This window comes from Paraburkholderia sp. RL18-085-BIA-A (assembly GCF_046027075.1).
GTDB lineage: Bacteria > Pseudomonadota > Gammaproteobacteria > Burkholderiales > Burkholderiaceae > Paraburkholderia.
Genome location: NZ_JARESU010000008.1, coordinates 26,168 through 41,309, shown reverse-complemented (window position 1 = coordinate 41,309; position 15,142 = coordinate 26,168). Strand labels below are relative to the sequence as shown.

Annotated in this window: 13 protein-coding genes and 2 pseudogenes; 4 read left to right on the top strand and 11 right to left on the bottom strand. The window is 58.7% G+C overall.

The window, feature by feature from the left end; translation table 11 throughout:
- Positions 1-82: 82 nt before the first annotated feature.
- The 9 genes and pseudogenes from P0D89_RS07715 to P0D89_RS07675 form a co-directional block, all read right to left on the bottom strand.
- A complete protein-coding gene (locus P0D89_RS07715; RefSeq protein WP_408376365.1) occupies positions 83-1,354 on the bottom strand; it encodes an arsenic transporter in 1,272 nt (423 codons plus the stop codon).
- A gap of 7 nt (positions 1,355-1,361) precedes the next feature.
- Positions 1,362-2,669, bottom strand: coding sequence for an MFS transporter (locus P0D89_RS07710; RefSeq protein ID WP_408376364.1), 1,308 nt, complete (start codon positions 2,667-2,669; stop codon positions 1,362-1,364).
- The gene (locus P0D89_RS07705) at positions 2,663-3,763 is read right to left on the bottom strand and encodes a metallophosphoesterase family protein (protein WP_408376412.1); all 1,101 of its coding nucleotides are present in this window, start codon (positions 3,761-3,763) and stop codon (positions 2,663-2,665) included. Before P0D89_RS07705 ends, P0D89_RS07710 begins: the two co-directional genes overlap by 7 nt.
- Before the next feature lie 129 nt (positions 3,764-3,892).
- Positions 3,893-4,438, bottom strand: a pseudogene (locus P0D89_RS07700) (hypothetical protein); the annotation flags it as partial.
- Positions 4,439-4,462: 24 nt separating this feature from the next.
- Positions 4,463-5,029 (bottom strand): hypothetical protein, encoded by a 567-nt coding sequence (locus tag P0D89_RS07695; protein ID WP_408376363.1) that lies wholly within the window; start codon positions 5,027-5,029, stop codon positions 4,463-4,465.
- A gap of 386 nt (positions 5,030-5,415) precedes the next feature.
- The gene (locus tag P0D89_RS07690; RefSeq protein WP_408376362.1) at positions 5,416-6,789 is read right to left on the bottom strand and encodes a sigma-54-dependent transcriptional regulator; all 1,374 of its coding nucleotides are present in this window, start codon (positions 6,787-6,789) and stop codon (positions 5,416-5,418) included.
- Complete coding sequence (locus P0D89_RS07685; RefSeq protein ID WP_408376361.1) at positions 6,771-8,351, bottom strand: sensor histidine kinase; 1,581 nt, start codon at positions 8,349-8,351, stop codon at positions 6,771-6,773. Before P0D89_RS07685 ends, P0D89_RS07690 begins: the two co-directional genes overlap by 19 nt.
- 279 nt (positions 8,352-8,630) lie before the next feature.
- Complete coding sequence (locus P0D89_RS07680) at positions 8,631-9,443, bottom strand: DUF2971 domain-containing protein (protein WP_408376360.1); 813 nt, start codon at positions 9,441-9,443, stop codon at positions 8,631-8,633.
- 148 nt (positions 9,444-9,591) lie between these two features.
- Complete coding sequence (locus P0D89_RS07675) at positions 9,592-10,098, bottom strand: LysR substrate-binding domain-containing protein (protein WP_408376359.1); 507 nt, start codon at positions 10,096-10,098, stop codon at positions 9,592-9,594.
- 32 nt (positions 10,099-10,130) lie between these two features.
- Here P0D89_RS07675 and P0D89_RS07670 point away from each other — a divergent pair.
- Both P0D89_RS07670 and P0D89_RS07665 read left to right on the top strand, forming a co-directional pair.
- Positions 10,131-10,509: pseudogene (locus P0D89_RS07670) on the top strand (efflux RND transporter permease subunit); the annotation flags it as partial.
- 419 nt (positions 10,510-10,928) lie between these two features.
- Positions 10,929-12,077 carry a DUF3800 domain-containing protein gene (locus P0D89_RS07665; protein ID WP_408376358.1) on the top strand — a complete coding sequence of 383 codons (1,149 nt, stop codon included), beginning with the start codon at positions 10,929-10,931 and terminating at the stop codon, positions 12,075-12,077.
- A gap of 304 nt (positions 12,078-12,381) precedes the next feature.
- Here the strand turns inward: P0D89_RS07665 and P0D89_RS07660 are convergent, their stop codons facing one another.
- Positions 12,382-12,600: a hypothetical protein gene (locus P0D89_RS07660; protein WP_408376357.1), complete on the bottom strand. Its 219-nt coding sequence runs from the start codon at positions 12,598-12,600 to the stop codon at positions 12,382-12,384.
- Positions 12,601-12,673: 73 nt separating this feature from the next.
- On the bottom strand, positions 12,674-12,904 hold the full coding sequence (locus tag P0D89_RS07655) for a hypothetical protein (protein WP_408376356.1): 231 nt from the start codon (positions 12,902-12,904) through the stop codon (positions 12,674-12,676).
- 125 nt (positions 12,905-13,029) lie between these two features.
- On the opposite strand from P0D89_RS07655, the gene imuA reads away from it, so the two are divergent.
- A complete protein-coding gene (gene imuA / locus P0D89_RS07650) occupies positions 13,030-13,737 on the top strand; it encodes a translesion DNA synthesis-associated protein ImuA (protein ID WP_408376355.1) in 708 nt (235 codons plus the stop codon).
- Entirely contained in the window at positions 13,667-15,136 is a 1,470-nt protein-coding gene (locus P0D89_RS07645; RefSeq protein ID WP_408376354.1) for a Y-family DNA polymerase, read from the top strand. Before imuA ends, P0D89_RS07645 begins: the two co-directional genes overlap by 71 nt.
- The last annotated feature ends 6 nt before the right edge of the window (positions 15,137-15,142 follow it).

Genomic DNA, 15,142 nt, shown 5'->3' with positions numbered 1-15,142 from the left:
CGGCTCAACAATCGCCCGAGCGGAGCCGCGCGCAACGAGCGGCCTCTGGTTTGCTTTAGGCAAGCTCGCATCTTGAGTGGTGTTACAGATTCGCGCTTAATGCAACCGCAGCCAATGCGACGGCGAGAGCGGGCAGGGTCACCACGACACCCAACTTCAAGAAAGACCATGCGGACACTTCAATGCCGTCGCGACGCAGCGCTGTGAGCCAAAGGATGGTCGCCAAAGAGCCAGTGACGGAAAAGTTCGGGCCAAGGTCCACACCAACCAGAATCGCGCTGGCGATAGGCGTGGACGCGTGCGCGGCGGTAAGCGCTGAGCCCGCGATAAGGCCTGCGGGCAGATTGTTGATAAGGTTGCATGCGACGGCAACGACCGCGCCGGATATCCAGCCCGCATGAGCGGGAATTGTTTTCGCGGCGGTTTGAACTGCGTTAGCCAGATGGTTAATAACACCGGTGTGCTGCAACCCTTCAACCAGCACGAAAAGTCCACCGACGAGAGGGAGTACCGCCCACGATATTTCGGTGAGGTGATGGCCCAGAAACTGTCGTTTCAAGAGGCAAACGAAAACGAACAGCGCGAGCCCTGCGCCGAAAGTCGGTAGGCCAAGTGGAACGTCGAAGGCAGAAGCTGCAAGCATTACGACTGCCATCGCCACGATACCGAATCCCGTCGCCTTTCCCGCGCCGGAGAGCCTGGGCACGTCGACATCGGCCTCGATTTTCTGCTCTAGAGAATCGCGTTGCATAAAACGGAGGACCAGATACGTGGCGACAATACTCAAGACAGACGGGATAGCGAAACGACCGAGCCAATGCATCAAGGTAGGAATATGGTCGCGAAAAATCACCAGATTTGCCGGGTTCGAAATCGGCAAAACGAAACTCGCAGCGTTGGCAATGAACGCGCAGATGTAAAGATAGGGCAACGGCTTTTCGGCTTTGACCGCGTGTGCGACCGCCAGGACTGCAGGCGTCAGAACAACTGCTGTTGCATCGTTAGACATGAAGGTGGTCACGACTGTACCAACGCAGTACATCAGGAAAAACAACCGCTTCGCCGAGCCTGCTGCTCGCTTTGCGGTAAGCGCCGCCAGGTAGTCGAACAATCCCTCCTTTCGAGCAAGTTCCGACGCCATCATCATGCCCGTCAAAAACAGGTACACGTCGGTGCCCTTGCCAATTGCATGCAGGGCATCCGACCAAGGCAACATGCCAAATCCGCATAAGGCTAATGCTCCCAGCACGGCCCACATCGCCTCCGGCAGTTTGAATGGGCGAGTGATGACGCCCAGCGTCGATATTGCCGCGATGGCCCAGACAGAAAACGGCGAGGTGAGTAACGCGTTCATTGTGTAATCAGGGAGAGGTAAGAATCAAATGTTGCGAGTCGGTACGCCGGGTTGCGGTACTGTCCCCGGGAGGCCTGGTCTCAGGCATAAAGACCGCGAAAAATATCAGGGCGAGCGCACCGATGGCGGACAACGTGAGAAAGCCTGCTGTGAAACCGAATTTCTCGACGACGTACCCTCCTGTGACATTACTCAGCGCCCCGCCTACTCCCACGGCCAACGCCATCAATCCTTGTGCAAGATTGAAGCGGCCAGTCCCGCGCATTAAATCCGACGCGATGACGACAGCGACAACGCCAAAGATGCCCGAGGCCACGCCATCGAGCAGTTGAATGGCGACGACAGCATACGGACTGCTGGTCATTGAGAAGAGGAAGCCACGGACAGGCAGTACTGCGAGTGCAACCAGGAAAATCTTCCTTCTCCCGACGCCCTTCTTCATCGCACGCCCGACTAGCGCAGCAACCACCACCATCATCAGCTGCGCGGCGATAACGCACGCGCTTAATGCGATGACATCGGTGCCAGGGTGAACCTTGGCGATGACTTGCCCCGCAAGCGGCAGCATCGCCGCGTTTCCGATGTGAAAAAGAATGACCGAGACGATAAAAACCTTGAGGTCACGCTTTTTCCAAAGTTCTGAAAAGGCGATGGGACGGTGCCGACCATCGCCTCCTGCGCGGCACTCCGAACCTCGTGCGAGCGCGTGGTCAATCTCCTTGGGTTTGATGAATAGCACCACACCCGCGCTCGCCACCGCAAATGCGCAGATAAGATAGAACAGCCAGATGACTCCGACATACTGACCCAGCGCGCCGGCCAGTAGCGCTGCGGTGAAGTTGCCTGCGTGATTGAAGCTCGCGTTGCGGCTTATTTGTGCGGGCAGCAGGCGATGGCCCACGATACCGAGACTCAGTGCAGCAAGGCATGGAGGAATGATGGCCGACGCCGCGCCCAGCGTGACTTGCACCGCCATCACCGCGGGTAGTTCCGGAAAAAAGGCGATGAGCAGGCACCCGGCACCAATCATTAGACCCGAAATCGCGACGAGCAGGCGCTTTGCACGAACCGCGTCAACTAACAAGCCGGCGGGAATTTGACACATGGCCGCCGCGATGCCACTTACCGCCATCACAAGACCGATGTTGCCTGAGCCCCAATGTTGGGTGTCTCTGAGATAGACCGACAGAAACGGCCCCAATCCACCTTGCACGTCAGCCATCAAAAAATTGAGGCCGTCCAACCCATGCAGGCTGCGACCGGCGGGCGATTTCGCTGGTTCGCCGCCGGTCGCCGGTTCGCCTGAGCTCACCATTTTCTCCCGTTGCGATTTGGTCCAAGCTGCGTACCGAAGATATGCTTTTCGTCCCACGCGCCTACGGTATCCTCATCGCTCCCGTGTGCGCGCCGCTTCTCCAAGGTCTCGGGTGTTGTCACGATATCGATGCTGTCGATGTCGCTTGAGCCGCACAGGTCGGTCGCCCGAACGGAAATCTTGAGGGGTTCGTCCGGTATTTCGGTTTCAAGTGTCCATGATTGTGTCGATGCGTCTAGGGCCATCGGCCGCCACTCGGTGTCGCCGATGCGGCACTCAACCCGTTCGATGCCTTCGGCGCTCCACGCCTTCGCGCGGACCGTGGTGCTTCCGGACGGGATGTGATTGGGCGACCGGGAGCGGGTGACCAGGCGGCGGTCAGCGGGTGAAGTAATCATGGCTACCGGCCACGGTTGGTCCAGTGGCTTGAAGCGCCAACTGACCACGTTTCCGTCGATAGCGAGAATGGAAAATCCGGCCGGTCCTTCCTCTATCTGTCCAGTCGAGCGCGTCGCTGCGTAAATCGTCTTCCCGTCATTCGCGAGTTCGTTGTAGTGCGTATGACCCATATCGACGACCAGAACGCGGTGGTCGCGCAGAAGCTTATGGAAGGTTTTCGCTTCGTCGGCGTCGGCCAGGTCAGCAGGGTAGGCGTGAGCGAAAACTGCGGTTTCAAGGCCCTGGGTGGAAGCGCTCTCCAGCTCTTCCTTTAGCCACTTAAGCTGCCTTTTGCCAAGCCTAAAATCGGGTCCGCCGGTGCCAGCAGATACATAATCTAAAAAGAGACACTTGCAGCCGGCGGCGGTGATTGCCTTAGGCAGTTGTTGCGCTCCAAGTACTGAATGGAATGCATCAAGGCTCCTGGATTTGAAGTCGTGGTCACCCGGGAGGATGTGAAGCGGTAGCCGCAACTTGTCCAACTCGGAGCGGAGAATCTGATATTGCTCAGGTGTCCCATCGTCAGCGTTGTCACCCGGCAGAACCGCGAAATTGATGTGTCCCGCCAGATGCGTGTTGGCTTGCGCGATGATGTCCCGGAGCGCGAGGTGGTTGGGTTCTTCGGCGTCGGTCAAATGTAAATCGCCGATATGCATCCACGTTAACGGGCCACCGCTCGCGGCATCATTACTCGCCGGATTGTCCACTTGCTCTGGTGCAATCTCGCTCTCGCCAGGAAAAGAAAGGTTGTGGCTCTGTTCGCTTTCGCCCGCGTTATTCGCCTCGGCGCTGTCCGCGTCGACGGACTCAGCGATGTCATCCACCTCAATGGTGTGGCCATACTCGTTCTTCACCCCGTGACCCCAGACCTGGATATGCGCACCCGGTTCGAGATAGCTGACAAGTTCAGCCGCGGCATGAGGAGCCATGCGAATGGTCGTTCCGTCGGCGAGAAGTGCGCCACGGAGTTCACCCTTCGGGCCGTACAGGGAGAGCTTGACCTCACCCGTGACTTCCATCGGCTGCTTTTCTGCGTGAGGCTTCTTATGCTTCTTGCCATCGTGCGGACCTTCATCGAGAATCGCCACTCCGGAACTGGACGTCAGCAGCACTGCAGCAACGATGTCGGCTGACCGAGGCTTCACGCCTCGTATGATTACCGTGTCGCCGATGCTGATGTGCTTGGCGACCTGCTTCGACATATGCGGGGGAAAATGTACCTGCTGATTCTCGCCGAGGATGAAACCGTCAAGCTCCCCATGCGGGTTCATCAGAAAGTGAGTCACGATACCGCGCGTTTCTTGCAGGCAGTCAGGGTCAATCCAATGCATCGTCTTACTCCGAAAAGTGGAAAATTAGTTAGGGATGTTGTTGTAGAGCTGGATGACGTTGTCCGGCGTGCCGAACGCAGTCGCTTGCAACGCCTCGCCATACTGGTTGCGCGTGCCATATCCGCGAGCAGCGATGACAACGTCGGGACGCAGGAGGCTCATGAACTGTCGTGCGACGGGTGGCGGCATCTTGATGATGGTTCCGTCGTTGAGCATGACGCCGTCGGGCTCTCCTCGCGGCGCAGTAGTGACCCGCATGATGGTCCCCTTGACGCTCAGCTTGACGAGGCCCGCACCACGCAGCGCCGATGGGGCATGCGTCAAATCGACCGGTGGGGGTTGGTCGACGAGCTGTTGCCCGGTCCGTACGTTTGTAATCTGCTGGGCGCTCACGTTGCCGCTGCCGTCCCGCAAGCCGACGATTCGGACGGTGTCGCCACGATGCACTAGGGTGACCAACTGCGAACTCATGTGCGGCGGGAAGTGAACAAGCGCGCTGTCCGCGAGGATGAAGCCGTCGACATCGCCTTCCGGATTGATGACGAACCGGCTTATCGTGCTGGTTGCGACCAGCGACTGTTGTTGCGCCATGAAGGGAGCTGGCGCGGGCGGAGGGGCCTGGGGTGCCATTTCTGGGATATGGCCCACGGGTGGGGCAGCGACAGGCGGTGGTGCGGGTATATTTGCAGGTGCCGGCGCGGGCGCCGTTTGCGCGGCGCACGCAGTCGCGACGACAACGAGAGAAATCGCCGCAGCGCGTGCGAGGTTCGAACCGGGACGTGTGTAGCTCGCAAGCTCGTGCAGGTTCGCGATGCGAGATATTGACTTCGATGACATGGTTCTCTCCGTTGAACGACACGAAGAGAATTGCAAGCCCTATGCCAGGCGCTCGGAGCCCAGCCTATAAGGCTTCCCGGCCGGATGGGCCACGCAAGTGTCAAGTGGCCCGACACTCCGGTGTTGGCTTTCTGGACATCTCATTCGATTGCGAGGCTGGCTATCTTTGCGTAGAGCGTTTGCCGGCTGATGCCGAGCCGGCGGGCCGCGTCGGCACGGTTGTTCCCAGCGAGTGCCAAGGCATTGCATATCAGTGCGCGCTCAACCATTTCCACGGCTGCTGGAAGAGCCATCTCAAGCAGCTGTGCCGGCAGGCGCGAGTCTGCCTCGCCCGGCTTTTGCGTCAGAAACGCCAGGTCGTCCGCAGTGATAGCCGGCCCAGGGGCTAGAGCGCATGTGCGCTCAATGGCGTTCTTGAGTTCCCGGACGTTTCCCGGCCATCGATACATCACCAGTAACCGCTGAGCGGGCCCCGACAGCCGCATTGCATGGCCCCTGATGGATACAGCATCAGCGAGAAAGTGTTCGGCGAGTGGCAGGATATCGGCCAGGCGCTCCCGCAGCGGAGGCAGGTGAATCGGTATGACGCTCAAGCGATAGAGCAAATCTTCGCGAAACTCGTTTGACTCGACCATTCCCTTCAAATCGCGATGGGTCGCCGCGACCAGCCGTATGTCCACCGGAACCTGACGATGGGTACCCACCGGCGTGACATAGCGCTCCTGGATGACCCGCAGGAGCTTGGCTTGCATGGACAATGCCATGTCGCCGATTTCGTCTAGCAGCAAGGTCCCGCCGTCTGCCGCGGCAATGCATCCAACACGGTCGCTGGCTGCGCCGGTGAATGCGCCTTTGACGTGTCCGAACAGTTCGCTTTCAAGCAGGTCTGCGGGAACCGCCGCACAGTTCACGGCCACGAAAGGCATGCCGCGTCGCTTCGACACACCATGGAGAACACGGGCCGCGACCTCCTTGCCGGTGCCCGTTTCACCGGTGATGAGAACCGTGGCGTCTGACGAAGCGGCGCGCCCGATTTGCTTCTGTACTTCGCGCAGCGTGTCGCTGACTCCGAGCAGACGAGGCTTCTTGTTGGCGGTCTCAGACGTGAAGGAGGCCGCTTGCTCATCAACCGCCGCCGAAGGGGCTTCTGACGAGACAATGCGTTCAAGAAGCGACTGGATTGCTAGCCTGCCGACGGGCTTGGTCAAATGGTCGAACGCGCCAAGCGTCATGGCTCCAATGGTGTTGTCGCTGGTCGCGAAGCCTGTAAGCATCACGACCGGTAGCAAGCGCCAACGGGGTTCGGCTCGAATGGTTTCAAGTAGCGCGAGTCCATCCATGCCGGGAAGCCGAAAGTCGAGAAAGACGCAGGTGAACGCTCGCGCATCCCGAAGCACTTCGAGGGCTTGCTCGCCCGAGTTCGCCTCCTCCACGTCGTGTCCGAGGTCAAGCAGGGTCTCCACAAGACCTTCGCGAAATCCTTCGTCGTCGTCGACTACGAGTATGTGTGCCATGGGATGTCAATTACAAAACACGCGCCGTGTTCGGTGTCTGCGACATAAGCCCGACCGCCATGCGCCGTGGCAACTTCCCGCGCGACGGCCAGGCCGAGTCCCGAGCCGTCAGGCCTGCCAGTGACGAAGGGCTCGAAGATGCGTTCCCGGTCGATGGCGGGAACGCCCGGTCCGTTGTCGATAACGACCAATCGCAAACTTTTCCCTCCGGCGGCGTCAATCCCGCTTGCCCTTACGACGACCTCGCTATCGGGCGGCGCATGCCTGATGGCGTTCAATATGAGGTTGTCCAAGGCGCGAGCCATTTGCGCGGGGTCGATATGCACGGAGCAATTCCCCTGCTCGAGTATGTTTGGTTGCAATGCCTCCACGTCAACGTTTAGATTGATGCCTTTCGAGGCTGCCTGCTCCTCATGCGCACTGACAGTTTTCGCCAGCCACTCGGCCAGGTTCGTCGCTTTCTTCGTGACAGTCACGGGCTGCGTCAGTGCGAGAAGGCTGGATACCTGTGTTTCAATGCGTTCTACTTGCACAAGAATTGAAGCCAGGGTTTCACGCTGTCTGCTGCCATTGCCCAGAAGGGCGTTTTCAGCCTTCAGTCTAACCGCGCCCAAAGGGTTGCGAATCTCATGTGCAACTTGCGCCGCGAGTCTACCGAGGGACGAGAAACGCTCGGCTTGCATCAGTTGGTCGCTCAGGGCAACCGCCCGCTGCTGAAGCGACTCGGCGCGAGCGACATAGGCGTTGAAGGCGTCGACGATTTTGTCGAGGTCGGGCTCTCCCACTGCCCGCAGTCGAACCGGAGCCCCGGCATCAGGTTGAGGCGACAGTCCGAGTTCGAGCTTTGACAGATTGTTCTTCCATCGACGTAGCGCCAAGCCTAAAACGACGGCAACGAGAAGGATGCCACCGAGGACGACCGCAAGTGACGAAACCAGGACTTGTCCGTACGGACCAAGGGGCGCATGGGCTCGGGTCAGTGTCCAGACATAGAGGTTTACGGCGCCGCCGACGACACACGCGGAGACCACCGTTACGCCTTGTCCTGCGCGGACAGAGTCAGATACCGAAGCATGAGTTGTCGCGGAGCGTCTCAAAGCGCGGAGTATCAACGGTGTTTCTGCCTCTGGAATGTCGCGTTTGATGCCGCTTCCCTGATACGTGGGAAATGAGTATGCAAGGAAACCGTTCGGTTTCGATGCTGGCGCTGAGGTGGAACGGCTGTGGTCACTGGAATCCGCTGTTTCCGACGGCGAACCGGACGTCGTAGCTGCGCGTGAATCCCAAAAGCCGCCTTCGACAGCTGGGGCCTGGACCAGGACGGCGTCGAGTACCGCATGCATCAAATCGGCATTGTAGGGGTCCGGATTCAACTGCCGTGAGAGTGAATAGCGAGAAGCGACGTGCTCGCAGGCACTGGCCGACTCCTGGCTCGCCATCGAAACTTGCCTGCTTTGGTCTAACTGAATGAGAAGCCAAATCACGCCGGCAAGGACCATGCAGACTACCGCAACCAGCGCCCAAAGGAGCACCAACTGGGTGGCAAAAGATAGTCGCTTCATGGTTGGGGACGTCCCTAGCAAAACAGGCTATCATTTATGAGAACCGTTTCGAAAATTCTATTGGGTGGTGGAACGTCATTAGAAGCACGTTTGGTACCTAGATAGATATTGACGTCTTTTTCCCCGAATGTGGAGGGTCTCCGGCGCTAGAGGGATGAAATTCCGCCGGAAATCGTGTCGTTCTGCAATTTCGTCCGAGCAACGGCCTGAAGTCGGCTCAACTTCACCAAGTGATGTTCGCAGCGTGACGAAAATTCTCTTTTCGACCGAGTTAGAACGCTAGACGGTCTTGTTCACGATTGGGCTTAGCGGATGCTTGTCAATCATCAAACGAGCGACTTCAGCTAGTGGGGAGTTCGTGCCAACGAGCAGGTGCGCGGTTCGAGGCGACACAGTTGGATTTCGAGATTCGCCGGGATACACGAAGACCTCCTGCCGGAATTTGTAGCCGACGTTGTCGACAGCTGACAACGTCAACCCGATTTTCGTGTCACGTATCAATTCATAAATCTGCCTCTGTTCAGGGATTGACGTCCTTTCGCCAAGCGCGACGGTCACGATGGCTTCCTCTGGAACATTGGTGGTAAAAATGGGGAAGCCTCTGACATCGAGTTGTTCGGTCCTCGTACAGTCGCGGAGGGCGCGAACAATCCGTACTTCCTGTTCGTATTTCCATTCGATGGGTTTGGCACAAAGTTCTGCCAACGGCATAGGCTCGGACTTATAAGAGTCGATGTGTTTCTTCGGCCGCTCCTCGATATAGTCGACCGGGATTTGACCAGCGAAGAACTCATGGTCGGCATCGAAAGAAATGACGGCCCCCTGATACTGGTCGGCGTAGTGCGACCACATCAAGATTGAATTGGGACACCTCGACAGACAAAGAATACCAATCTGCTGATTGAGTTCATCGAGTATGTGTCTTGAGGTGAAGTCGCTGGCGACCTGACCGTCAGTCAACTGGACCACCGCCTCCAATGAATTCGCGCGACGGGGAGCAAGGATGTCGAACGAGAAGCTGACTTGTTCTTCCGCCTGGTCGGTTCGAACGATTATCTCCGGCAAAAGTTCGAACGGGTCGTTGAACGCCACCCGGCTGGGTCATGCGGATGGACCCTCCGAGTATCCGCTTCAGCGTGCCGATGTTGACGTACTTGTGGAGAAGGTTTTTCGCCATCTGTGCCTCGTGTTGGTGTGCAGTGAAAGTGTCACGCGTTGCGCGTCAGACCTTACATCGCCTTCACAGAAACGTGAAGGCAGGTTGCGGCATTACTAACTGAGACAATTGCTCTTGCACAGTCACCCGGACAGCATCGGCGAAGATTTTAGCCGCTGTCGACCTCCTCTTTCCAATCGGGTACAAAAAACCATACTCCAAGGGTATCTCTTTTGCGGGCGGGCGAATGACAAGGTTCTGTGCGCCAGACGAGATTGCTACAAAAGGCTCAGCTAAGGCCACGCCTAAACCCTGTGCGGCGAGTTCGCCGGCGATGAGGCCGTCCGTCGTTTCGTACCATATGTTAGCCGTTCGGTTTTTCTCGCGGAACAGGCGCTCAAGATTTTGTCGAAGCAGCGGCCTCGAATGAGTCGCGACCAGCCGCAGCTCCAGAATGTCGGCGAACGAGATGACCTCTTTCTCCGCTAACTGATGATACTCGGACATGACAATGACCGCCCGCGTCCTGATAAAGGGCTTGACCTCGATACCTGAATTGAACGATGCGCCAGTGGCCACGTTCTGCTTCAATTCTAGTTGATTGGATGTTTCGAGTGGCCCCGGTGGTCCGCTCCTCCGGCTACCTTCATTCGCTTGATGATTTTCGCAACGTCGTGCTGCGCACGAACGATGCGGGGACGCCCGTTCTGCTCGGCGACGTGGCGCGCATCCAGATTGGACCTGAGACGCGCCGTGGCATCGCTGAACTGAACTGTCAGGGGGAGGTCGTGGGCGGTATCATCGTTATGTGTTCGGGCAAGAACGCTTTGACGACCATCGAGGCTGTGAAAGCAAAACTCGCTGACCTCAAGCGGTCGCTGCCGCCTGGCGTCGAGGTGGTCCTACGACCGCTCGCAACTCATCGACCGCGCGGTGGACAACCTCAAGGACAAGCTCATCGAGGAGTTCATTGTCGTCGCGCTGGTCTGCGCGGTCTTCCTCTGACGGGCATCGTGCACGTTGCAATCCGGGAGGAGGATGGGCAGACCTGGTTACCCGCCAGGATTTGCGCGCGAAGCTCGCTAACCGGCCTAGGGCGGCATCGTGTTCGCCACCATCCAGAAGTCGCAGCCGACCTTGCGGGGTCAGATAGATGCGCTGACCGCGCGGGCGTGACGTTTTGGCCGCGCTCGGCGGCGGCCCATTGCACACAAGGCTCTCGTGCCCTCGTTGCGATTGCTTCTTCATTTTCATTCTAACTTCCAGTAATACCCGTCCAACGATGCCCGAGGCGGGCCCGTCGCCGTGCCTGCTACTGCCGACATCGAAGCGGCGAAACCGGCCACAAAATTACCTCTTTTCGGCTGATTGTTTCGCCGGTCACCGCCATAAACTGAAGGCCCAAAGGTTGAAGGCGACGCATGATGGCCACAAGCGAAGAGCTGCTCGCACTTGGCGAGGGCGAAGCACCAGTTCCCGGTGAAGATGCGCAAGGGACCGTAGAGGACCCTGCGGAAAAGAAGGTTCAGCGTCTTCGCAAAGAAAAGCGCGACCTCATCGACTCGCTGGCCAGCGGCGATTTCTCAACCCAGAGAGCGCGCGTCGCATACATCCTGAATATGTTTCCGGCGGCCCGAAACAACGACGTCACCCTGGCGCTCAAGTATTGGGCAGAGTTTCAGCCAGCGTTCTTCAATCCCGACGGTATCAAGCCCGAGCATCTGTTCGAGCTGGAGCACGTACCACTTCTCGTTCGAGCGCGCGCCAAGATTCAGAACGAATACGAGCTGTTTCAGGCCGATGTCAAGGTACGACGTCGCCGCCGGGGCCGCGAGGACGAAATGCGCGATGCAGTCCTCGAGGATGTAGCGCCACGGCAAACGCTCCAGGTGTTCGCCGACGAGACGGGCAAGACCGAGGCGCACGTCATCGTAGGAGCTGTGTGGGTATTGAACGGCCGCGCCGTCTTCGACGTGTCGCAAGCCGTCAACACGTGGAAGGCCGGGTCCACATTCGCGAAGAGGGAGATGCACTTCGCGAGGTTCGGCAAAGGAGACATTAGCGCGGTAGCCGACTACCTCGACGTCATCAATGCCCACCGCGAGTTCCTGAGCTTCAAGCTTATCGCGGTCCGGCGAGACAATCTGAAGCGAAGCATCGAGGACACCGTGCAACGTCTGCACGAGTTCATGCTGCTCAAAGGTCTGGAGCACGAGGTGAACAGCGGGCGAGTGGGACTACCTCGGTACGTCACCGTGACTCTCGACGAGGAGCAGTCTCTTGACCAGATTGCGATTGAAGGCATGAAGCAGCGTATTCACGACGGTCTTCAGACCCGCCATGGAAATGAGCTGATTCTTGAGTCCATCGTTGCCGTGTCTTCGAAGAATAGCGCTCTTGTGCAGCTCGCGGACGTCGTCGCGGGCTCGGTGAACCGTCGATTGAACTTCACTGGCACTCGCAACCATAAAGACGACATTGCAGACCTTGTCATCGAAAGACTCGGCATCGAGCTGGACAGCAACGAACGTGATGCTGACCTGGACGCGACGGTCATGTTTCGCATCTGAGCAGCGTTCGCGTCACTGGCGCGCCGAAGCGTGCGAACGCCATCGAATAGCATGTCATTGGGTCGTTCAGTGTTCCAGGGGTTGACCACCGAAGCGTTTGATTGGCGAGAACGATGTAAGCGGTTGCGGCGCTCATATATTTGTAGAAAACCTAGTTTTCTTTCATGATTATTCGGATTGTGTGGCTAAACACTCGCCCAGAGTGACGGGCTTCGACGCGAGATGTGATAGAGCTGTCGCGCACAGCAGCATCACATCGGATGTCGCCTGTGACTGAGTGGTTTCACATCAGTCTCCCCCCGCGCTAGCCGTGGCTATCGACCCACGCACGACACCATGAAAGGCCTGCTGATTCTGCCTCTTCATTAGTATCGAAGGCGCCAAGCACTCCAGACGCCTCTACAACCTTCGAGTCGCGCATGATTGTGCCGCTTCCGGCGAATCGTTCCGGTCGCATGATGTCTTCCTGCTGCAGGATGGCATGGCCCCACAGCGTGTACCCACGATATTTCGCAGTTTGCATCTGTTGACCTCTGAAGGTCGTCCGTACCGCTTCTTATCAGTGATTGCCTCAGCTCTAGCGGCTCGACATGTATCTACTGCTTGAGCCGCCCGGTGTCGATTCCTGCCATCTTCAACGTAGCGTCAATCATCTTCAGCTCCTGGACGAAATCGAGTGCCCATTCTTCGCCGTCGCAGCGCACGGTCATGCCGTTGTGCATCGAAATCAGATAACGCGCCTTGAACAAGGCATCGACAAGCTTCGATTCTCGTTCGGCCTCCCGAACCCACTCGTCCGCTCTCCTGGTGGAATCTCCTCTGAACAAAAGGAAGCTGGATGTTGAGCCGAGCGCGCGATGTCGCGAGGCCAGTTCCCCAAATAAAAGTGACAGTTCACCGCACTGAAATTGCGTGTACGATACTGTATAAATATACAGGTTTTTGATGCCGCATGCTCAGCGCTTTAGCCACCGCCGAAGAGATACATCCGTCCTTGTGGCGTGCGTCGCAGCTCGCGCGTGGCCGTGGGCGGGTCATTGAGACCGGCTATCCCGCGCTGTCTGCCGAGCTTCCCGGAGGGGGCTGGCCGGTCGGAGCGCTCGTCGACCTGATGGTCCAGCAAGCCGGGGTCGGTGAATTGCGACTGTTGCGCCCGGCACTCAGTGGTTCGGGCAACCGCCCTGTGGCGTTTGTGCAGCCGCCGCACACTCCGGACGGACTTGGACTCAGCTACATCGGACTTCCCATTGACCGGGTGTTGCGGGTGAAAGCGCAGAAGACCGCAGATGCGCTTTGGTCGGCTGAGCAGATTCTGCGGGCAGGCAGTTGTGGTGCGCTCATCTTCTGGGTGCAATACGCGCAGGCCTCGTCGCTGCGGCGCCTGCATCTGGCTGCGCAGTCATCCGAGACACTTTTCGTGATGGTCAGGCCTCTGGCTGCGGCACAGGATTCATCTCCCGCGCTTTTGCGGCTCGCTTTAAGACCATCCGCCGACGGTCTGACCGTCGACATTGTGAAACGACGAGGGCCCGCGCGCGCAGAGCCTCTGTCGATTCCCCTTCAACCTACTCCTGTATTGCTTTCCCGACATGCGCGTCTTTCTCGCCGTCCACTTGCCGAAGTTGCCGCTCGAGGTTTTCCGACCGAAGTGGTCATCTGAGCCCGTGCACGGAAGTGCAGTACTGGAGAAAGACAAGGTGGTCATTACAGACAGCACGGCACGTGCAGCTGGCGTGCGCCTCGGGATGAAGCGCGGCGGAGTGCTGACACTGTCGCCGGAAACGGAGATGCATGAACGCGATGCCGCAAGGGAAGCAGCGGCACAGCGCGAGGTGGGTGTTGCCCTGATGCGCTTCTCCCCTGAGGTCGCCTTGCTTGACGAAGCGACGGTCGTGGTTGAGGTCGGCGCGAGTCTGCGACTTTTCGGCGGGTTGCTCGCGTTGTGCAGGGAAGCGAAGAGTGCCCTCGGGACGCTTGGGCTCACGGCGCGCATCAGCGCTGCGCCGACCGGCCAAGGAGGATGGCTACTCGCGAAGTTCGGAAACCGGCGCGTGCTCAAGCTCGCGTCGCTTGAGCAACGGCTGGCCGCTTTGCCGATGATGGCTGTTCCCGAAGTTCGTCCGTTCGGGGAATGGTTTTCCGGACTTGGCTGCGAGACTATCGCTGACGTTAGGCGTCTGCCACGCGCAGGCCTGCAGCGGCGATGCGGTGAACATCTGCTCGACTCACTCGACCGCGCATTCGGCACCGCGCCCGAACTGTTTGACTGGCTCGAACTGCCACCCACTTTCTCCGCACGTATCGAAATGCCGGACCGGCTTGAGCATGCTGACGGCGCAGTGTTCGGTGCGCATCGACTCATCGTGCAATTGTGTGGCTGGCTTTGTGCCAAGCAACTGGCGGTTACGGCCATCAAGCTGCTGCTCGAACATGAGCGCGGACGCGACGCTATCGAGCCGACGACCATCGACATCGCATTGGGCGAGCCGACCTGGAAGGAGGACCATCTCGTCAGGCTACTGAAGGAGCGGTTGCACCGGATTGAGCTGGCTGCGCCGGTCATCGCGTTGCGCCTCGATGCGTCGAAAGTGGTATCGGCGGCGCCGGCTTCCGACACGCTATTCCCGGAGCCGGGAGGTTCGAAGGAAGACCATGCACGCCTTCTTGAGTTGCTCGTCGCTCGACTCGGAGAAGAAAACGTTCTTCGCCCGGCGCCTACCGCCGACCATCGCCCGGAGGTCGCAAATCGTTGGGTGCCGGTGACGCTTAAGTCGAAGCAGGAAGCACTTCCGCAGGGTCTTCCGAGACCGACATGGATGTTGGACAACCCTGTGCGACTGCTGATGCGTAAGCATCGTCCGTTCTATGGGTCTCCACTGCGGATGGTGTCACCCGGTGAACGCATCGAAGCCGGCTGGTTTGATGGTGAGCTGGTGACGCGCGACTACTTCGTGGCGCAGGGGGAAGACCAGAGTTGCTACTGGATATATCGCGAGCGTGTCAGCAGCCGCGATGCGGAAGAGGAGCAGCGATGGTTCCTTCACGGACGGTTCGGTTGATGCGTC